Annotated in this window: 1 protein-coding gene; it reads left to right on the forward strand. The window is 64.3% G+C overall.

The genetic code is table 11. The features are described 5' to 3' along the window. Positions 1 to 703, forward strand: a 703-nt coding sequence (locus HUA74_RS44930; RefSeq protein ID WP_174459510.1) for an AMP-binding protein, incomplete at both ends; no start/stop codon positions are given.

A 703-nucleotide genomic window follows, 5' to 3' on the forward strand; every position in this document is an offset into this window, starting at 1 on the left:
GACGTCCCCTTCGAGAAGCTCGTCGAGGAGCTTCAGCCTCAGCGTGACCTGAGTCGCTCACCGCTCTTCCAGGTCACCCTCACCCTTCAGAACGCTCCTGAAGAGGAACTCGAGCTCCCGGGTCTCACCCTCAGCGGGCTGGCTCCCAGCATCGAGACGGCGAAGTTCGACTTCAGCCTCTTTCTCGAAGAAGGCATCAACGGCTTCGTCGGCGGCTTCAACTACAACACCGACCTCTTCGACGCGGCGACCATGGAGCGCCTCTCGCGTCACTACCTCGTGTTGCTCGAAGCGCTGACCGTTTCGCCTGATGCACAGCTCGGTCTGATTCCTCTGCTCACGGTCGCAGAGAAGCAGCAAGTCCTCTCGGGTTGGACCGGCGCCACGACGAGCTACCCTTGCAACGCAAGCATTCAGGAGCTCTTCGCTCACCAGGCCGCGCGCACGCCTGATGCTGTCGCCGTTGTGTCGGGTGAGGAGTCTGTCTCCTACGCCCAGCTCGACTCGCGCTCCAATCAGCTCGCCCATTACCTGCGCACTCTCGACGTTCTTCCCGGCTCGCGCGTCGCCGTCCGTCTCGACCGCTCCGCCGACCTCATCGTCTCCCTCCTCGCCATCCTCAAGGCCGGCGCCTCCTACGTCCCCCTCGACAAGGCCTGGCCCTCCGACCGCCTCGCCTTCGTCCTCCGCGAGTCCTCAGCCG

Origin of the sequence: Myxococcus sp. CA051A (assembly GCF_013336705.1) — a bacterium.
GTDB lineage: Bacteria > Myxococcota > Myxococcia > Myxococcales > Myxococcaceae > Myxococcus > Myxococcus llanfairpwllgwyngyllgogerychwyrndrobwllllantysiliogogogochensis.